Annotated in this window: 14 protein-coding genes and 1 tRNA gene; 4 read left to right on the top strand and 11 right to left on the bottom strand. The window is 68.4% G+C overall.

Annotated elements, in window-relative coordinates; all coding sequences use genetic code 11:
- The first annotated feature begins 25 nt into the window (after positions 1-25).
- The 3 genes from ACYVLV_RS18780 (at position 26) to ACYVLV_RS18770 (ending at position 3,246) form a co-directional block, all read left to right on the top strand.
- A complete protein-coding gene (locus ACYVLV_RS18780; RefSeq protein WP_460812730.1) occupies positions 26-925 on the top strand; it encodes an SMP-30/gluconolactonase/LRE family protein in 900 nt (299 codons plus the stop codon).
- 39 nt (positions 926-964) lie between these two features.
- Positions 965-1,669 (top strand): uracil-DNA glycosylase, encoded by a 705-nt coding sequence (locus ACYVLV_RS18775; RefSeq protein ID WP_460812728.1) that lies wholly within the window; start codon positions 965-967, stop codon positions 1,667-1,669.
- An 89-nt stretch (positions 1,670-1,758) separates the two neighbouring features.
- Positions 1,759-3,246: a PAS domain S-box protein gene (locus ACYVLV_RS18770; protein WP_460812726.1), complete on the top strand. Its 1,488-nt coding sequence runs from the start codon at positions 1,759-1,761 to the stop codon at positions 3,244-3,246.
- Here the strand turns inward: ACYVLV_RS18770 and ACYVLV_RS18765 are convergent.
- The 3 genes from ACYVLV_RS18765 to ACYVLV_RS18755 all read right to left on the bottom strand — a co-directional run bounded on the left by ACYVLV_RS18765 (position 3,243) and on the right by ACYVLV_RS18755 (position 7,879).
- Positions 3,243-4,562 carry a flavin-containing monooxygenase gene (locus ACYVLV_RS18765; RefSeq protein ID WP_460812723.1) on the bottom strand — a complete coding sequence of 440 codons (1,320 nt, stop codon included), beginning with the start codon at positions 4,560-4,562 and terminating at the stop codon, positions 3,243-3,245. The genes ACYVLV_RS18770 and ACYVLV_RS18765 overlap by 4 nt on opposite strands.
- Positions 4,563-4,566: 4 nt before the next feature.
- On the bottom strand, positions 4,567-6,174 hold the full coding sequence (locus tag ACYVLV_RS18760; RefSeq protein WP_460812720.1) for a succinic semialdehyde dehydrogenase: 1,608 nt from the start codon (positions 6,172-6,174) through the stop codon (positions 4,567-4,569).
- Positions 6,175-6,250: 76 nt separating this feature from the next.
- A complete protein-coding gene (locus ACYVLV_RS18755; RefSeq protein WP_460812717.1) occupies positions 6,251-7,879 on the bottom strand; it encodes a GMC family oxidoreductase in 1,629 nt (542 codons plus the stop codon).
- Between the two features lie 150 nt (positions 7,880-8,029).
- Between ACYVLV_RS18755 and pdxY the strand changes: the two genes are divergently transcribed.
- Positions 8,030-8,881 (top strand): pyridoxal kinase PdxY, encoded by an 852-nt coding sequence (pdxY, locus tag ACYVLV_RS18750; protein ID WP_460812714.1) that lies wholly within the window; start codon positions 8,030-8,032, stop codon positions 8,879-8,881.
- 104 nt (positions 8,882-8,985) lie between these two features.
- On the opposite strand, the gene ACYVLV_RS18745 is transcribed toward pdxY, so the two are convergent.
- The 8 genes from ACYVLV_RS18745 to ACYVLV_RS18710 all read right to left on the bottom strand — a co-directional run bounded on the left by ACYVLV_RS18745 (position 8,986) and on the right by ACYVLV_RS18710 (position 16,551).
- A complete protein-coding gene (locus ACYVLV_RS18745) occupies positions 8,986-9,735 on the bottom strand; it encodes a sulfotransferase family protein (protein ID WP_460812712.1) in 750 nt (249 codons plus the stop codon).
- Positions 9,736-9,809: 74 nt separating this feature from the next.
- Positions 9,810-9,882, bottom strand: a tRNA-Thr gene (locus ACYVLV_RS18740).
- Between the two features lie 42 nt (positions 9,883-9,924).
- Positions 9,925-10,650 (bottom strand): SDR family NAD(P)-dependent oxidoreductase, encoded by a 726-nt coding sequence (locus ACYVLV_RS18735; protein ID WP_460812710.1) that lies wholly within the window; start codon positions 10,648-10,650, stop codon positions 9,925-9,927.
- A 98-nt stretch (positions 10,651-10,748) separates the two neighbouring features.
- Positions 10,749-11,324: a hypothetical protein gene (locus tag ACYVLV_RS18730; protein ID WP_460812707.1), complete on the bottom strand. Its 576-nt coding sequence runs from the start codon at positions 11,322-11,324 to the stop codon at positions 10,749-10,751.
- A gap of 2 nt (positions 11,325-11,326) precedes the next feature.
- On the bottom strand, positions 11,327-13,000 hold the full coding sequence (locus tag ACYVLV_RS18725; RefSeq protein ID WP_460812704.1) for a choice-of-anchor P family protein: 1,674 nt from the start codon (positions 12,998-13,000) through the stop codon (positions 11,327-11,329).
- Positions 12,997-13,704 carry an ABC transporter ATP-binding protein gene (locus ACYVLV_RS18720; RefSeq protein WP_460812701.1) on the bottom strand — a complete coding sequence of 236 codons (708 nt, stop codon included), beginning with the start codon at positions 13,702-13,704 and terminating at the stop codon, positions 12,997-12,999. The genes ACYVLV_RS18725 and ACYVLV_RS18720 overlap by 4 nt, the downstream gene beginning before the upstream one ends.
- Positions 13,701-14,483 carry an ABC transporter ATP-binding protein gene (locus ACYVLV_RS18715; protein WP_460812699.1) on the bottom strand — a complete coding sequence of 261 codons (783 nt, stop codon included), beginning with the start codon at positions 14,481-14,483 and terminating at the stop codon, positions 13,701-13,703. Before ACYVLV_RS18715 ends, ACYVLV_RS18720 begins: the two co-directional genes overlap by 4 nt.
- Positions 14,464-16,551 carry a branched-chain amino acid ABC transporter permease gene (locus tag ACYVLV_RS18710; RefSeq protein WP_460812696.1) on the bottom strand — a complete coding sequence of 696 codons (2,088 nt, stop codon included), beginning with the start codon at positions 16,549-16,551 and terminating at the stop codon, positions 14,464-14,466. The genes ACYVLV_RS18715 and ACYVLV_RS18710 overlap by 20 nt, the downstream gene beginning before the upstream one ends.
- Positions 16,552-16,625: the final 74 nt, after the last annotated feature.

Genomic DNA, 16,625 nt, shown 5'->3' with positions numbered 1-16,625 from the left:
CACACGCGGTGCTACTTTCGCAGGCATGACCCGTGAACTGAGCACCCTGACCTCCGGCGGCCACTTCTACGAGAGCCCTCGGTGGCACGACGGCCGGTGGTACATCTCGGACTTCTACGCCCACACCGTCTCCGCGATCACCCCCGAGGGCGAGGTCGAGGTGTTGATGGAGGTGCCCGGTCAGCCGTCGGGGATCGGGTGGTTGCCGGACGGGTCGATGCTGGTGGTCTCGATGAAGGAGCAGCACGTCCTGCACCGCTCCACCGACGGCGAGGTCACCCACTACGCCGACCTCAGCGCCCACTGCGGCGGCAAGGCCAACGACCTGGTCGTCGACGTCCACGGGCGGGCCTTCGTCGGCAACTTCGGCTTCGACCTGATGGGCGGCGCCGACCCCGAGCCGGCCAACCTGGTGCGCATCGACCCCGACCGGTCGGTGCACGTGGCGGCGCAGGACGTCTACTTCCCCAACGGCGCGGTCATCCTCCCCGACGAGGTCACCCTGGTGGTCGGCGAGACCATCGCCTGCCGCTACACCGCTTTCACCATCGCCGACGACGGGTCCCTGACCGACCGGCGGGTCTGGGGGCAGATCTCCCCGCCGCCCCCGCTCGGGTCGATGATGGAGATGCTGACCGTCGGCGGGGTCGCCCCCGACGGATGCACCCTGGACGCCGAGGGTCAGATCTGGGCCGCCGACGCCCTGGGCAACCAGGTGGTGCGGGTCGCCGAGGGCGGCGAGATCACCGACCGGATCGCCATGCCGGAGGGCCTGGGTGCGTTCGCCTGTCAGCTCGGCGGACCGAACGGCACCACGCTGCTCATCTGCTCGGCCCCGGACTTCTCCGAGGACGCTCGCGCCGCGGCCGCCGAGGCCGTGCTGTTCACCGTGGACGTGGGGGTCGCGGCCGCCGGTCGCCCCTGATGGCCGAACGGTCGGGGAAGGCTGCCTAGTCTGGCCGCCATGAGCACCCTAGCCGGACTGGTCGATCAGGGCCTGATGGCCCCGGACTGGGCCGAGGCCCTCCATCCGGTCGAGGATCGGATCGCGGCCCTCGGTGAGTTCCTGCGCGCCGAGGTCGCAGCCGATCGCCCCTACCTCCCGGCGGGCGAACGCATCTTCCGGGCCTTCGAGCGCCCCTTGTCGCAGGTGCGGGTGCTCATCGTCGGCCAGGACCCCTACCCGACCCCGGGCCATCCGATCGGGTTGAGCTTTGCGGTGGAGGGCGACGTACGGCCCCTTCCGCGGAGCCTGGCCAACATCTACCGTGAGCTCGCCGACGACCTGACCGACATCCCGGTCACTCCCCCGCCCCACGGCGACCTGACCGCGTGGGCCGATCAGGGCGTGATGCTCCTCAACCGGGTCCTCACCGTGCGACCCGGCGAGGCGGGCTCCCACCGCAAGCAGGGGTGGGAGGAGGTCACGGCCTGCGCGATCGAGGCGCTCGTACGCCGCGCCGGGGCCGGTCAACCGCTCGCGGCGATCCTCTGGGGCCGGGACGCCCAGTCCCTGGGGTCGATGCTCGGACCGGTGCCCCGGGTGGAATCAGCGCACCCCTCACCGCTCTCGGCACGGCGGGGTTTCTTCGGCTCCCGACCGTTCAGCCGGGTCAACGCCCTGCTGACCGACCAGGGATGCGCCCCGATCGACTGGGCCCTGGCCTGACCCTGTGCTGCCCCTGTGCTGACCTGGCCGGAACGGACGCTGGGTGACGAGGCTCACGTGACACGGACGTCACCGGCTACTGTGCTGCAATGAAGGGTGCGAACTCTCCGCCGAGGGGGCCGGCTGAACTCGGCCTGTCCGATGCCACGCGCCTGATCTCGCAACTCATCGATCACGCCATCATCTCCCTGGACGTCAACGGGGTCATCGAGTCGTGGAACCCCGCCGCGCAACGCCTGGTCGGCTACACCGACTCGGAGGCGATCGGTCGGCATTTCTCGGTGTTCTACCCCGACGCGGACCAACAATCGGGGCTTCCCCAACAACTGCTGCAACAGGCCGCGGCCGAGGGTCGCGCCGAGCACACGGGGTGGCGGGTCCGCGCCGACGGGAGCCGCTTCTGGGGCGACGTCATCATCACCGCCCTGCACGACGACGACGGCGATCTGATCGGCTTCGGCAAGGTCACCCGGGACCGGACACAGCAGCACGCGCTCGAGGAAGACCTCCGTCGTAGCGAGGAACGACTGCGGCTCCTGATCGAGCAGGTCAGCGACTACGCCATCATCGCGCTGTCTCCCAACGGCCTGGTCGAGTCGTGGAACCTCGGTGCGGAACGCCTCAAGGGCTACACCCACGACCAGGCGATCGGCATGCACTTCTCGGCCTTCTACACCCCCGAGGACCGCTACGTAGGTCTTCCGCTGCAGCTCCTCGAGACGGCTCGCGACGAGGGCCGCGTGGAACAGACCGGGTGGCGGGTCCGCGCGGACGGGACCCGGTTCTGGGCCGACGTGGTCATCACCGCCATCCACGACGGGGAGGGTGAGCACACCGGATTCGCGAAGGTCACCCGGGATCTTTCCGCCCGCCGTCGGTACGACGAGGCGCGTCAACGGTTCTTCGCCACCTTCGCCCACGACTTCAAGACTCCGTTGTTCGCGATCTCGGGGTACGCCGAGATGTTGCCGATGGTTCAGGGCGCGGAACGTGACAAGTTCCTGGCCAAGATCATGAGCAACGCCCAACGGCTCTCGGCGATGACCGACGAACTGGTCGATCACTCCCGGTTGCGGTCCGAGGAGCCGGAACCGGTCATCGAGTGGTTGGACACCGCTGGCCTGGCCCGGGACGCGGTGGCCGTCCTTCGCCCGGGGCTGGGGGCCGAGCGCGTGCGTGTCGACGCCCCGTCCCTGTCCTTCGCCGGAGACCGCAACGCCATGCTCCGCATCCTGGACAACCTCGTGAGCAACGCCCTGAAGTACTCGACCCACTCCGGCGCCCCGGTGGTGATCGATGCCGCGCTCGATGGCGACGCCGTGGTCATCAGCGTGTCGGACTCGGGTCGTGGCATCGCCCCGGAGGACCTGCCGCTCATCTTCGACGAGTTCGAGCGGGGAGGGCTGGCCGAGGACGACGGCGGCTCCGGCCTCGGACTGACCAGCGTCAAGGCGCTGGTCAATCGCCTCGGCGGGCAGATCGACATCTCCAGCGAGGTGGGGGTCGGGACCACCGCCGCCATACGCCTGCCCGGTCGGGCGTCCAGTGACGCCCAGCAGCAGGGTTCGGGGACCTAGCGGACGTTCGCGAGCCGTTCGCGCACCGACCCCAACGTGGCCAGGTAGGTCTCGACCTCGACGTAGTTCGCGTGCCGCTCGGACCTCACGTAGCTCCGCCCGCCCTTGAGGTCGGGCCGATGGGTCGCCTTGAGGTCGGCCAACACCCGGGCCCGCTCGCTGTTCGGGTCGGCGGTCACGTCGGACACGATGAGCTCGGCCATCCGGTCGAAGTTCGCGTACGCCGCCGAGGCGAACTCCACGAAACCCAGGACCGCCAGGTGTGGTTGGCGGCGAGCGAAGATCCCGAGGTACAGGTCCGGTCGGCCGTCGCGCTGATCCAGGACACCCTCGGCGAGGAAGGGGCAGGCGTGGTGGTAGCCGGTGGCCTGGATGATCAGGTCGATGCGCTCACGCGACCCGTCGACGAAGACGACGTCCTGCCCGTCCAGGCGGGCCACGTCCGCCTTCGCCCGGCAGTCCCCGTGTCCCAGGTAGTGCAGGATCTGAGTGTTCATGATCGGGTGCGCGTCGAGGAGCCGGTGGTCGGGGCGAGGCAGCCCGTACTGCTCCGGACGTCCGTTGATCACTCGTAGCAACCCGGCGAACAACGGCCGCTGTAGCCGCCAGGGCAGCCGAGGACCGGTCTCGGCGAACACGTCGGTCGGTTGTCCCATGATGTGTTTGGGCAGGAAGTGGTAGCCGCGACGCAGGCTCAAGAAGGCCTGGTCCGCGGCGAAGGCAGCGTCGCAGGCGATGTCGACCCCGGAGTTCCCGGCCCCCACGATCAACACGCGGCGACCGCGGAACTCCTCGGTGGACCGGTAGGTCGCCGAGTGCCGGATCTCGCCGGTGAACTCGCCCGACCAGGTGATCTCGTTGCGCTCCCAGGTCACCCCGTTCGCGGCCACCAGGTAACGCGCCGAGCGCTGCTCCCCGTCCGCGAAGGTGAGCCGCCAGAGCCCATCGGTCGAGGTCTCCGCGCTGAGCACCTCGCTGCGGAAACGGATGTGTCGGCGCAGATCGAACCGGTCGGCGTACGAGCGGATGTAGCCGAGCAGTTGCCGGTGGTTCGGGTAGTCCGGGAACTCCTCGGGCATCGGAAATCCGGGGAACCCGGAGTGGGTCTTGGAGGAGATGAAGTGTGCCGACTCATACATCGGGGAGCCGGGGGCGTCGATGTCCCAGATCCCGCCGACGTCCCCGTGGCGTTCGAAGACCTCGAACGCGACACCGGCCTCGTGCAGTCGCCGCGCCAGCAACAGCCCCGCCGGGCCGGCCCCGACGACCGCGACGTCGAGGACCGGTTCGGCCGACCCCGTCACGGACGCAGCCACGGGACTAACGCATCCCGGTCTTACGCATCACCTTCAGTGAGATCAGCATCTGCTTGGCGTAGGACTCGAAACTCTGGCCGGGCTGCGGTCCCATCACACCGTGCTTCTTCAGCACCCCGACATTCTGGACGTCGGTGTACTTCAGCAGCCCCTGGTCGCCGTGCCGAGCGCCCACGCCGGACTGCTTGACCCCACCGGAGGGGGTGCCCTTGGAGGCGTACGCCGTGGCCAGGATGTCGTTGATGTTGACGTTGCCCGACTGGATCCGGCGACCGACCGCCTCGGCGGCCGCGAGGTCCTCTCCCCACACCGAGGCGTTCAGGCCGTACTCGGTGTCGTTGGCCAGGCCGACGGCCTCGTCGACGGTGAGGTAGGAGTGCAGCGCAACCACCGGACCGAACGTCTCGCACGAGCCCGCGAGCATGCCCTTCGTGACGCCCTCGAGGATCGTCGGCTCGAAGAAGGCCGGCCCGAGGTCGTCGCGCCGACGACCACCGGTGAGCACGGTCGCCCCCTTCGCGACGGCGTCCTCGACGTGCGAGGCCACCCGTTCGCGGTGGTCGGCGGAGATCAACGACCCCACGTCGGCGGAGAAGTCGTAGGTCGCGCTGATGTTCAACGCCTGCGTCGCGGCGACGTACTTCTCCTTGAACTCGGCGTAGACCGATTCGTGGAGGTAGATCCGCTCGATGTGCATGCAGATCTGGCCGGTGTTCCCGAAAGCGCCGAAGATCGCGCCCTTGACCGCCTCGTCGATGTCGGCGTCCGGGAGCACGATCATCGGGTTCTTGCCGCCCAACTCCAGGCAGCACCCGATCAGGTTGCGCCCGGCACGTTCGCCGATGACGCGGCCGGTGGCGGTGGAGCCGGTGAACATGACGTAGTTCGCGTTGTCGATCAGGGTCGGACCGACGTCCCCACCCTCACCGCACACGACCTGCATCAGCCCCAACGGCAGACCGGCCTTCTCGAGCAACTCGACCCCGAACAACGGAGAGAGCGCGGTCTTGTTGTCCGGCTTGACCACCACGCCGTTGCCGGCGATCAGGGCCGCGACCGCATCGGACAACGCGGTGGCGAAGGGGAAGTTCCACGGCGAGATCACCGCGACCACACCCTTGGGTTGGCGGATCTCGGTCGAGCTCGACACCACCGGGACCGGTCCGCCGCGTTTGGTCGGGGCGAGCAGTTTGGGTGCTCGCTTGAGGTAGTAGCTCATCACCATCGGCGGGTCGCAGCTCTCCTCGAGCGCCATCCGACGATTCTTCCCGCTCTCGACCTGGATCAGGTCGGCCGTGGTCTGCGCGTGGTCGAGCAACAGGCTGTGGGCCTTCTTGAAGACCGCTAACCGCTTCTTCAGCGGCCACTGCGACCACTCACGCTGGGCCGAGCGGGCCTTGAGGAACGCCTTCTCGATGTCGGCCGGTGTCGACTGCGGCAGCTCGACGAGCACCTTCCCCGAGTAGACCTCCGTGAGCGGCCACGTCCGGCCCGAGGAGCCCGGGACCCGGGCGATGAGTCGTTCCAGCAACTCCGGCGTCACGCTGGCTGGGCGTTCCGGCGCAGAGGCACCGGATCGGGAGGTGTCGGAGAGGTGCTGGGTCTGCGTCATGGCGGTCCTCGGCTGGTCCTTCGCTGGGTCAGGCTGATTCGAACTGGTCGGGCTGGATCGGCTGATTGCGGTGGGGTCAGGCGGAGCCGAGGATGATCTCGGCGCCACGCTCCCCGATCATGATGGCCGGAGCGTTGGTGTTGCCGCCGGTGATCGACGGCATGATCGAGGCGTCGGCGACCCGGAGGCCCTCGATGCCGCGCACCCTGAGCTGCGGGTCGACGACCGCGAGCTCGTCCACGCCCATCCGGCAGGTGCCCACACCGTGGTAGACCGAGGTCGCTCGGTTGAGGATCTCATCACGCAGGTGCTGACCGCGGATGTCGCGGCCCGGGTGGATCTCGCTCTTGATCGATCCGCCGAAGGCCTTGTTGGCCATGATCTCGCGCACCATCTCCGAGCCCTCGGTCAACACGTCGAGGTCGCCGGTCTCGGCGAGGTACTGGTAGTCGATCAGGGGGCTGGCCGTCGGGTCGGCCGACGCGAGACGCAGGGTGCCCCGGCTGCGCGGGTAGATCAGGGTGGTCAGCACCGTCAGCGCCGTACGCGGGTCCACGTCGTGACGAACCGGGGCGTCCTGGTTCGGCGAGACGTAGGCCCACGGCAACAGGTGCAGCTGCAGGTCCGGCACGTCGGTGGCCTGGGAGGTCCGCACGAAGCCCATCGCCTCGAAGACCGAGTTGGCCAGGAAGGTCGACCCCGGCCGGAGGGCCTCCTTCGCGATGCCCTTGGCGAAGAACGCGGCGTTGCCCTTGTGGGTCGAGGAGGTGCAGTGGAACGTCAGTGCGTGGAAGAGGTGGTCGTGCAGGTTGTCGCCCACGGGCAGGTCGGCCACACAGTCGATGCCCTGGTCGCGCAGGTGCTGGGCGTGACCGATGCCGGACAGCATCAGGATCTGGGCCGACCCGACGAAACCGGCCGAGAGGATGACCTCCTTGCCGGCCCGGATCGTGCGGGTGCCGCCCTTCTTGTCGGTGACCTGCACGCCGGTGGCCCGACCGTTCTCCACGTTCACCTTGGTCACCAGCACCTCGGACTGCAGTTGGAGGGTCGGCACGTCGAGGTTGTGGATGTAGCCGCGCGAGGCGCTGTAGCGCAGGCCGTCGGCCGCGTTCTGCTGCAGCCGACTGATCCCCTCCTGGGAGGCGCCGTTGTAGTCGTCGATGACGTCGACGCCGAGGGTGTCGGCGGTGGCCTGCACGAACTGCAGCGACCCCTCTTGGGGGGACTTGTTCCGGGTGATCCTGATGGGGCCGCCGACACCGCGGTAGTCGTCGGCACCGCCCTCGAAGTCCTCCATCCGTTGGTAGGAGGCGTTGACCGAGTCGGCGTCCCACCCCTCGTTGCCCTCCGCGGCCCAGGAGTCGAAGTTGGCGCGGTTGCCGCGGACGTAGACCATGCCGTTGATGGAGCTGGATCCGCCGACGACCTTGCCGCGGGGGACGGGCATCTTCCGGTCCAGCATGTGCTTCTGCGGCACCGAGTAGTAGCCCCAGTCGACGGTCTTCTTGATCTGCGGCACCGCATGCATCGGACCGATCATCCCGGGCTTCTTGACCAGGAACTGCTCGTCGGACTTGCCGGCCTCGAGCACGATCACGCTGGCTCCGGACTGAGCCAGGCGACCGGCGATCGCCGCTCCTGAGCTGCCGGAACCCACGACGACGTAGTCCGCCTCGTTCTTGTACGCCTCGCGCTTGGCCATGCTGGTGATCCTCCGCTCCTGGCACCCCGTGAAGTGAGGCACCGATGTGAGGAAACTGTAACGCGTTCTAGTTTGTCGCGTATAGCCCTTCCACGGGGCATCCACCGCCTGTGCGCTGCGTGGAGTCCGGCGGCCTGAGAAGATCGACGCGTGCAGATCCTCTCGATCCAGTCAGCAGTCGCCTACGGCCACGTCGGCAACTCCGCCGCCACCTTCCCCCTGCAGCGGTTGGGGCATGAGGTCTGGCCCGTCAACACCGTGAACTTCTCCAACCACACCGGCTACGGCGAGTGGCGGGGGCCCCTGTTGGCGGCCAGTGACGTGGCGGAGGTGATCGCCGGCATCGCGGACCGCGGGGCCTTCGCCACCTGCGACGCGGTGCTGTCGGGCTACCAGGGCGACCCGGCGGTCGGTGCGGTCATCCTCGACGCCGTGGCGACGGTGAAGGCGGCCAACCCCGAGGCGGTCTACTGCTGCGACCCGGTGATGGGTGACGTGGGTCGAGGCATGTTCGTCAGGCCCGGCATCCCAAAGTTCATGCGCGACGAGGTCGTGCCGAGCGCCGACATCGTCACTCCCAACCACTTCGAGTTGGACTTCTTGGCCGGCACGACGACCACCACGTTGGACGAGGTCCTGGCGGCGGTCGATCTGGTCCGCGAGCGCGGCCCCCGCCACGTGCTGGTCACCTCGGTGCTCCACGACGGGGTCGCCGAAGGAACCCTCGATGTGGTGGCGGTCTCCGACCAGGGCGCGTGGGCGATCACCACTCCCCTGTTGCCGGTGTCGCCCAACGGTTGCGGCGACCTGACGGCGGCCCTCTACCTGGCCCACCTGACCACCACCGGCTCACCGGCTCAGGCCCTGGCGGCGACGACTGCGTCCGTCTTCGCCGTGCTCGAGGCCACCGTGGAGGCCGGGACCCGCGAGATCCAACTGATCGCCGCGCAGGACCAGATCGCGAACCCCCCGGCCGGATTCACCGTCCGGTCACTGCGCTGATCTCGTAGCCAGACATACATATGTGCGAGGACGGGCCGACCCGTCCCACAACCACGCGGCGTCATCGAACGCAGAGTCAATTGTGTATGTCTGGCTACGACACCTCAGAGCGCAAGCCCGATGACCTCGCGCCACAGGTCGTGATCGGCCCGGTCGTTCACCTCGGAGACCGTCTGGGGTGACAGATCGATCGGCTTGTCGGCGATCCGACTGACGTACTGCTCGTGGGCGCGGGTGAACTCCTCGTCGGCGACGGCGTCGCGCTCCAGGCCCAACCACCCGAGTGCCGCACCGAAGGCGCGACCCCGGGCGTCGCCGAAGAAGTCGGAGTACTCCACGATCGCGGCCTGGTCGGGCCGCTCGCGCACGGCCCGGCGCATCCGGCCGACCTGGATGTTCCACTGGTTCGCCGCGCGCGCGCCGTCGGCGGTCTCTGGCCACTGTCGATCCTGCGGGTTCCTGGCCCTCGACTCCCACGAGTTCGCGACACCGAGGACCTCACGCACGATGAACAAGAACCGGGCGTCAGGATGGTTCTTCCACAGATGCTGCGGCCGAGCGGTGGTCATCTTGTCCCCGACGTAGCGCGCCTGGTCCCACTTGGCGTCCATCTGCCGGTAGTGCTCGGCCCACTTCGGCGAGGAGTCGGGGGTGAGGTTGGTCAAGCCGTCCTCGAAGTCGAAGAACTTCTCACGATCGGCCAACAGGTCGGGAGTGTGCTCACCGATCCGGTCGCCCCACAGCTTCTTGAACCGCTCGACACCCACCACGACGGAGGGGTGGGCCGCGAACACCGTAACCAGGGCGGTGGTCCCGGAACGGCCGATCCCGGCAAGGAAGAGTGCGGTTGCCATGGGCCGAGCATAGGAGCCGGCCGCCTACCCGTGTCCAGTCCTGTGTCCATGCCTGGATCACCTACTGCGATGCGAGCCGCGTGAGAGAATCGAACTCTCGACATTCGCTTTACAAGAGCGATGCTCTGCCATCTGAGCTAACGCGGCGTGCGCCTAGGCGCAGCGCAGATCCTATCGTTTTGCTCCCGGTCAGCTCATCCCGCCGTCGAAAGCGAGGACCGCGCCGGTGATCATCCGCGCCTCCTTGGAGGCCAGGTAGACGATCGCCGAACCGATCTCGGCCGGGGAGATGGCCCTGCCCGGGAGGTACATCAGGAGCCGCTCGGAGATCCGCGGGTTCAGGCCCTCGGGGTAGTTCGCGGCGACGCTCTCGACCATCGGGGTGTCGATCGTGCCGGGGCAGATCGCGTTGACCCGCACGTTGGCCTCGGACAGTTCCAGGGCCAGGGCCTTGGTGAGCATGGTCAGCCCGCCCTTGGAGGAGGCGTACGCCGTGGCGTAGGGCTGGGAGACGTTGCCCGCCACGGAGGAGATGTTCACGATGTTGCCCTTGGACTTCTTCAACCAGGGCAGCGCGGCCTGCATCATCATGAACGGGCCCTTGAGGTTGACCGCGAGGACCTTGTCCAACTGGTCCATCGAGATCTCCTCGAAGCGACCGAACTGGACCACCCCGGCGACGTTGGCCAGGACGTCGATGCGGTCGTGCTGGGCGCAGATCTCGATCGCCGCGTCGACCGAGGCCCGATCCCCGACGTTGCAGGGCACGTAGGTGACGCCCTCGGGGGCTCCCGGGTTGATGTCGAGCCCGAAGACGGTGTCGCCGAGGTCGCGGAACAACTCCGCGGTCGCGTAGCCGACGCCGGACGCAGCGCCGGTCACGATGACGATGCGTCCGCTGGGTGATTCGGTCATGGGAGCTCCTGGAGTGGGTGGGCGCCGGTGGGCGAGCCCGACTCTAGCAACAGAATTAGAACGTGTTCTACCTGGTGCCGCGGAGCCTCATCCGGCCATCAGGGCTTGCACACGCGGCAGGCGGTCAGCCCGGGCCGATCCCCCGCCGGCTTGAGGTCCTCGCGGTGGCCGATCAGTGAACAGTCACGGCGGTGGATAGTGGTGCCGTCACCGGCCAGGACCGGCAGCGACGAGGTGTCGGCACCCCGGTCGTTCAACGACGCCGCCCGCGAGGTCACATCGGCCAGCATCAGCAGGGTGTCGGCGAGTCGCTTGTTGGACTCACGCCCGTCGGACGCGATCCGGGCCAGCCAGGCTCCGAAGTACAAGAACCCTCCGCTGAAGGTCAGGCCCAACCCGAAGAAACCTCCGGAGAAGGCGTAGGCGTCGCGTTCGAAGTCGAAGACCGAGTTCGCCACCCCGTAGTAGCCCAAGGCGATGATCACCAGGCCCAGCGGCATCATGATGGCGCCCGCCCAGAACAGGACGATCTGGAGCAGCGCCGCGTAGTTGTCCTTCAGCGGGGCGGTCCCTGAGGATCCTGCCCGTACTCCGGCGCGGGGCAGGGTGCCCCCGGATCCCATCCGGCTGCCACTGGCGGGGGCGGTGGTGTTCGTGTCGGCGGTCGTGGTCATGGTCAGGCCTTTCGCAGGTCGGGCAGGCCGGTGTCGAGGCCATGGGAACAGGAGGAGCCGCCGCCGAGCGCGAGGACACCGAGTCGCCGGAAGTAACTGCCGAGCAGGGCTGCCCCGGCCAGACCACCGAACAGGAGGGCTCCGGGGATGGAGAAGAGTTTCGGCAGTCCGGGTGTGGCCGCCAGCGGTGTGGTGTCGACCAGATCACCCGCCGGAGCGGCGCTGAGGTCGGTGGGTACGTCGCTGGCGAGCGGCGACCCGGAGGTGCCGCCGCCTGCTGTCCCGCCTGCGCTGCCAGCGGAGCCGGCAGCACCGGCCTCCTTCTCCCCGTCCTCCTCCTCGGGCGTCTCCGGGGTCTCGACCGCGGGGAGGTCGATGGGCTGGACGGTCTCGATCGAGGAGTGAGCGGCGCCCAGCGTGACCACGAAACGGGGCGAGAAGTTCACGGCCGTCTGGAGGAAGCTCTTGAGCTCCGCGGCTTCTCCGGGGATGCCGTCGACGATCTGCCCCAGGGGAAGAGCGGACAGTTGCGACTTGAGCTGTTTGGTGTCGATGTCGAACACCAGACCCTCGACCACGGCGGTCGCGGCCGCCCCGTCCTTGGTGTACTCGGGCTTGGGGGTCTTCACCGTCACGCCGAGCTGCGTCAGCGCCTCGACCGCGTCGTCCGGCAGACCGGGGATCGGCAACTGCTGCCCACTGGCCTCGAAGCCGTTGTCACCCATCGTGAACTTCTGACCGGCCACGGACAGGGTGCCGAACTCGACGGTCCCGAAGGCGTCGGCCTTCTTGCCGTCACTCTTGGTGGTCGCCTTGACCCGCATCGCGTCGATGGTGATGACGCCACCGAGCAGGGTGACGTCGGAGACCGACGCCCGCGAGGTCGAGAACGCCAACGTGGGGTTGTACGTCGACTTCGAGACCGACGTGTAGCCGCCGAAGTCGACCAGGGCCGCGAGCTCCGGAGGGATGCCCGGCCCGGCCGCGTTGGCCGAGCGGGAGGGGGTGGACGAACTGGTGGGCGAGGTCGCACCGAGGCCGCCGGCGAACATGCTCGGCAGGCCGGGGATCTCGGGAAGTCCCGGGGCACCGCCCCCTCCAGCCTCGTCCCCGGACCCAGCGTCATTCTCGCTGCTGTCCTGGGCTTCGTTGTCGGCGGAGAAACTGGTTTCGGCGTAGGTCTTCTCCGCACCAGCACCGGTGCGCATCACCGAGCCGGGGAGCGGCTCGTTCGCCTCGAAGTCGGGGCCGGCAGGGTGGTTGGAGTTCACCTGGGCGGGGTAGCCGCTCTCTCCGAGGGCGGAGGGAAGGCCGACGCCCTCGATGAAGGTCTTGAACCCCTCGCCGACCGGAGCGCCGGGCCACAGGTAGCTGGCCCGGCCGCGCGAACTGCCGGTGTCGGCGGTGACCTTGGTGTAGCCGAACTCGATCTCGGCCTGGGGCTCGTTCGGGATCGGGATGGTGGGCTCGAAGATTTCCATCTGGACCGGGGCGCCCCAGGACTCGGCGGCGTACCCGCTGAAGGCGGGCTCCTCGGCGGCCCCAGCTGCGGGTGGGGACACGGGCGCGGCGGCTGCAGCGCCACCGGCGCCCAGCGGAAGCACGGCGCCGGCGACCGCGGCGGCGGCCAGGGGCAGGGTGATTCGTTGGATCAGGTGCGTGGTCGACCGCTTCATGCGGCACCTCCCAGGATGACGTCGGACATGGTTTCCATGATTTCTCCCGGTTCTCCGGAGGCCACGACTCGGCCTCCGGTCATGACGGCCGCGTAGTCCGAGACGCGAAGGGCGGTGCGGGCGAACTGTTCGATACAGAGGATCGAGACGCCGCTGGCCGCGATCTGGCCGACGGTGTCGTAGAGCTCCTCGACGATCAGGGGCGCCAACCCCATCGAGAGCTCGTCGAGGAGGAGCAGCGCCGGGTCGGAGGCCAGGGCCCGCGACATGGCGAGCATCTGCTGCTCGCCACCGGACATCGTCCCGGCCAGTTGCTTGCGTCGTTCGAGAAGACGCGGGAAGTAGGTGAAGGCGGTTTCGAGGACCGCCTCGGCCGAGACCCCGGCGTACGACATGAGTTGGAGATTCTCCTCGACCGTGAGGTTCGGGAAGACCGAGCGACCTTCGGGGACCGTGCACAACCCGAGCCGTGACAACTCCTCGGGCGAGGCGTCCTTGACGTTCACGCCGCCGAGATGGATGTCACCGGAGGTCTGCTTCTTCTGGCCGCTGATGACCGAGACGAGCGTGGACTTGCCACCCCCGTTGGGTCCGAGCAGGGCCATGACGGCGCCCTTGGGCACGGCCAGGTCGACCCCGCGCAGGACCTCGATCCGGCCGTAGGCGGCACGGATGTCGACCACTTCCAGGATCGGAACACTCATGAGGTCACCGCCGGTAGGTCGACCAGGGTGTCGTCGTGAGACTCGCTCTCGTCCTCGGCGGAGTAGCCGAGGTAGGCCTTCTGGACCCGGGGGTCGGCGCGGACCGCGGCCGGTTTGCCCGAGGCGATGATGGAGCCGAAGTCGAGGACGTGGATGTCGTCGCAGACGCTCATCACCAGATCCATGTCGTGCTCGACCATGACGATCGCCTTGCCCTCTCCGGCCAGGGTGCGCAGCAGGCGCCCGAAGTCGTCGGTCTCAGACTCGTCGAGTCCCGAGGAGGGTTCATCGAGCAGCAGGATCTTGGGGTCGCCGGCCAGGCAGCGGGCCAACTCCAGGAGTCGGGCGGTGCCGGTGGGGATGGAGTCGGCACGGTCCTCGGCGTACTCCGCGATCCCGACCCGCTCCAGCAGGGCAGCGATGTCGGACTTGGCCGGGGAGATCAGACCGCGTACGCCGCGGTGGATGTCGAGCGCGACGCGGACGTTCTCCTTCACCGACAGCGAACCGAAGGCCTCGAGCCGCTGGAAGGTGCGGGCCATCCCCATCTTGGAGCGGCGGTGCACCGGCGCGCGGGTGATGGTGCGCCCGTTGAAGCGGACCGCTCCGCGGGTCGGCTTCTGTAGGCCGGTGATGACGTTGAAGCAGGTGGTCTTGCCCGCTCCGTTCGGGCCGATGAGCCCGGTGACGACACCGGCCTCGGCCTCGAAGACCGCCTCGTTGACCGCGGTCACGCCGCCGAACTGGACCACGACGTGGTCAACCTCGAGAAGAGCCATGCGGATTCACCTCCCCCACATTCGCGGCGGCGCCCGGTTCTGCGCTCACCGGACCCACGGCGACCAGTTCGCCCGTGTCGTCATTGGCATCACCGTGGGGGTCGGTCCCGGGACCCCGGTGCTTGGCTGCGTGCGGGGTCGACACGGTGACGACCGTCTTGCGCTGGATGCGGCCCAGACCGGGCAGCTTGGGCATCCGGCCGGCGAGCAGGGGTGCCCCCCGGTCGCCCAGCAGGTCGCGGAGTCGGTGGCCCAGCTTGAACAACTGGTTGGCCAGTCCGTTCGGGTCGCGGCCCAGGGCCACGGCGCCGAACCCGATGATGGCGAACATCAGTCCGGCGATCTCCGGGCGCTCGCTCTGGAAGACCGGCAGGAGCATCAGGCCGATGCCGCCGAGCGTCGCCCCGGTGATCGAGGTGACGCCGAAGACGACGGCAAGCAGCAGGAGCGGCAGACTGTTGAAGTACTGGAAGTCGGCGCCACCGACGCCCTGACGCAAACCGGCGAACAAGGCTCCGGCCAGGCCGGCGATCGAGGCCGACAGCCCGAAGAGTCCGACCCGGAACCACCTGGCGTCGAGGCCGAGCGTGCCGCAGGCTGCAGGACTGTCCCGCAGCGCGATGAGCATCCGCCCCAGCACCCCGCGGCGTAGCACGAGCACCCCGAGGGCGACCACGACGAAGAAGGCGGTCATCACCACGACGTACGCCGCGGTCGACTCGATCGTGTAGCCGGCGATCGAGAGACGCTTGGCCTCCAGCAGACCACCGAACCCGAACGCGAACTCGGCCTGGAAGACCAGTTTGTCCATGATCACCGCGAAGGCGAGGGTGGACAGCGCGAGGTAGAGCCCCGTCAGCCGCAGCACCGGCAGTGCGACCAGTGCGCCGACCACTCCGGCCGCGAGGGCGGCGATGAGCAGTCCGATCAGGTTGGGCTGGTCGATCTTGGCGTAGGTCAGGGCACCGACGCCGGCGAAGGTGAGTTGCGCGAGCGAGACGTGGCCGCCGTACCCGGTCAGCAGGACCAGGGACAACATCACCATGGCGTACGTCGCGGCGGTACCGACCAGGAGCAGTTTGTCGTCGGCCAACCCACCGGCGAGGACAGCGACGAAGAAGATCAGCCCGCCACCCCAGGCCAGCGACTGGGGAAGGGAGGGCAGCGGCGCGGACACGATGCCCTTGACCTGCCCGATCCGCAGTTGCGCGGTGGGCAGCAGGATGATGACGGCGAACAGGAACAGCGCGGGGATGACCGGAACGATCTTGGTGAAGGCGCTGTCCGGGGGGATGTAGCCCTGGGAGTACGACGTCAACAGGCCCAGTCCCATCGCTCCGGCGAAGGTGAGCGGCAGGCTCCGCAGCCGACCGACCATCGCGGCGGCGTAGGCGTTGATGACCAGCAGGGTCAGCGCGAAGTAGTCCAGTTGGACCGTCGAGGCGAGCAGGATCCCTCCCAGGGCGGCCAGCGAGATGCCGATGGCCCAGGACAGTGCGCCGACCCTGTCGGGGTTTCCGCCGAAGAGTTTGAGCAGCTCGGGGTTGTCGACCGAGGCCCGCATGGCGGTGCCGATGCGGGTCTTGTTGAGCAACAGATAGAGCCCGACGGCAACGACTATCGAGGCGAGGATCGTGATGAGTTGATGGGCGGTGATGAAGGCGTCACCGATCTGGAAACTCGTCTCGGGGAAGAAGAACGGCAGCGGCCGCGAGGCAGGCGGGTAGACCTGCTGGGCCAGCCCGATCAGCCCCACGAAGAGCCCGACGGTGACCACCAGGGTCACCCCCACCGGGGCGTCGCCGAGTCCGCGGGCGATGAAGCGGTGCACGAACCAGCCGATCGCCGGTGCGACAACGCCCAGCACCAGGATGAGCGACAGCCAGACCGGCAGGCCCTGGCGTTGGCTGAAGTCCCAGAAGACGAAGGCCATCAACATGCCGAAGGCGCCGTGGGCGATATTGAAGATCCGGGTGGTGGTGTAGGTCAACACCAGACCACTCGCAGCGATCGCGTAGGCCGCCCCGGTGAAGAGGCCGGGCAGCCCGTAGGCGATGAGCTTGTCCATGAATCAGTCTCTCTGAGGGGGTGCGCAGGCGGGTGACCGAGACGGACGAGGTGGAGGGGTCGAGCGGGTGGGGA

The organism is Nocardioides salsibiostraticola (genome assembly GCF_054783655.1).
The sequence above is the reverse complement of the archived record's forward strand: the minus strand, read 5'-3'. Positions and strand labels throughout refer to the sequence as shown.

Excerpts from the sequence above, each read along its gene's own strand:
- ACYVLV_RS18780 (WP_460812730.1), top strand. The coding sequence starts at position 26 with ATGACCCGTGAACTGAGCACCCTGACCTCCGGCGGCCACTTCTACGAG.
- ACYVLV_RS18775 (WP_460812728.1), top strand. The coding sequence starts at position 965 with ATGAGCACCCTAGCCGGACTGGTCGATCAGGGCCTGATGGCCCCGGAC.
- ACYVLV_RS18770 (WP_460812726.1), top strand. The coding sequence starts at position 1,759 with ATGAAGGGTGCGAACTCTCCGCCGAGGGGGCCGGCTGAACTCGGCCTG.
- ACYVLV_RS18760 (WP_460812720.1), bottom strand. The coding sequence starts at position 6,174 with ATGACGCAGACCCAGCACCTCTCCGACACCTCCCGATCCGGTGCCTCT.
- ACYVLV_RS18755 (WP_460812717.1), bottom strand. The coding sequence starts at position 7,879 with ATGGCCAAGCGCGAGGCGTACAAGAACGAGGCGGACTACGTCGTCGTG.
- ACYVLV_RS18745 (WP_460812712.1), bottom strand. The coding sequence starts at position 9,735 with ATGGCAACCGCACTCTTCCTTGCCGGGATCGGCCGTTCCGGGACCACC.
- ACYVLV_RS18735 (WP_460812710.1), bottom strand. The coding sequence starts at position 10,650 with ATGACCGAATCACCCAGCGGACGCATCGTCATCGTGACCGGCGCTGCG.
- ACYVLV_RS18730 (WP_460812707.1), bottom strand. The coding sequence starts at position 11,324 with ATGACCACGACCGCCGACACGAACACCACCGCCCCCGCCAGTGGCAGC.
- ACYVLV_RS18725 (WP_460812704.1), bottom strand. The coding sequence starts at position 13,000 with ATGAAGCGGTCGACCACGCACCTGATCCAACGAATCACCCTGCCCCTG.
- ACYVLV_RS18720 (WP_460812701.1), bottom strand. The coding sequence starts at position 13,704 with ATGAGTGTTCCGATCCTGGAAGTGGTCGACATCCGTGCCGCCTACGGC.
- ACYVLV_RS18715 (WP_460812699.1), bottom strand. The coding sequence starts at position 14,483 with ATGGCTCTTCTCGAGGTTGACCACGTCGTGGTCCAGTTCGGCGGCGTG.
- ACYVLV_RS18710 (WP_460812696.1), bottom strand. The coding sequence starts at position 16,551 with ATGGACAAGCTCATCGCCTACGGGCTGCCCGGCCTCTTCACCGGGGCG.